The organism is Streptomyces sp. NPDC001156, assembly GCF_053598275.1.
The window spans coordinates 1-1,303 of sequence record NZ_JBSFJX010000547.1 but is presented as its reverse complement, the minus strand read 5'-3'; the positions used below and the strand labels follow the sequence as shown (position 1 = coordinate 1,303).

The following is a 1,303-nucleotide window of genomic DNA, read 5'->3' as shown; positions in this document are numbered from 1 at the left end:
TCCTCAACCGGCGGCTTCACCTGCCCAGCCCGTGGCACCAGCACCCCTCCCGGCCACAAGCTACAAGCAACTCACCCCAAAGTCAGCGGCATTGGCCCTAATCCGAAAATCGATGCGTCAGCGGGCAGGCGGCAGCACCCGGCCGAGCTCGGGCGAGGTCGGGTGTCGGTCGTGTGAGGGTCAGGCTGTCGCGGGTTCGAGGCTGACCTTGTAGCCGAGTGCTTCGAGCTGGTGGACGTGGCTGCGTTTGCGGCGTTCGGGATCGATGCGGCGGGTGTAGAAGTCTGGGCCGAGGTCCTCAAATCGGGCTTCGGGGTCGTTGAGCAGGTGCCAGATGACGACCAGGATGGAGCGGCCCACCGCGACGATGGCCTTCTTCTTGCCACGATGTCGGGCGATCCTGCGGTAACGCTCGCCGAGGAAGGTGTTGGTGCGGGCGGCTCCGACGGCGGCCTCGCCGAGCACTCTGGCGAGGTAGCGGTTGCCGTGGCCGGTGGTGCCCCGGCCCTTGTTCTTGCCGGCCGACTCCTTCACGCCCGGAGCGAATCTGGCCCAGGAGGCCAGATGGCCGGCGGTGGGGAACCGGCTCATGTCCAGCCCGATCTCCGCGATGATGACGGCGGCCGCGGTCGGGCCGATTCCGGGGATCTCATCCAGTCGTTCGAGGGCCTGGACGAAAGGGGCGATCATCTCCTCGATCTTCGCGTCGAGTTCGGCGATGTCCGCGTCGACGGCGTCGATCCGCCCCAGCATCCTGGCCAGCAAGAACGCGTGGTGGTCGGTGAAGTGCCCGGTGAACGCCTCCTCCAGGGCTGCGATCTTGCCGCGCATCCGGGTGCGGGCCAACTGGGCCAGCGCCTTCGGGTCGCGTTCCCCGGCGAGCAGGGCGGCCATCATGGCCCGTCCGGAGGCGCCGAAGATGTCGGAGGCGACCACGCTGAGCTTGATCTGGGCGTCCTCCAGCAGCTTCTCCACCCGGTTCTTCTCCGCCCCGCGGACCCCGATCAAATCGGTGCGGTAGCGGGTCACATCCCGCAGCCGGCGGATGGCGGGCGGGGGCACGAAGCTGGGTCGGATCATCTGGCGTTCGGCGACCTTGCACAGCCAGACCGCGTCCAGCCTGTCGGTCTTGGGCCGCCCGGGCAGATGTTTCACATCGCGGGCGTTGACCAGCCAGGTGTCGAACCCGGCCGCCTCCAGCACGTAGAAGTGAAGTCGGCCCGGGGCGCGGCTGCGGTCTTGCGACCGCACCGTTTCCCCGGACCGCTTCCCGCACCCGCCGTGCGACTTTCACCGCAACGGG

Annotated in this window: 1 protein-coding gene; it reads right to left on the bottom strand. The window is 68.5% G+C overall.

Annotated features, from left to right (window positions below; genetic code table 11):
• Window positions 1-180 precede the first annotated feature (180 nt).
• The gene (locus ACWDA7_RS53020; protein WP_450615417.1) at window positions 181-1,251 is read right to left on the bottom strand and encodes an IS110 family transposase; all 1,071 of its coding nucleotides are present in this window, start codon (window positions 1,249-1,251) and stop codon (window positions 181-183) included.
• Between the last annotated feature and the right edge of the window lie 52 nt (window positions 1,252-1,303).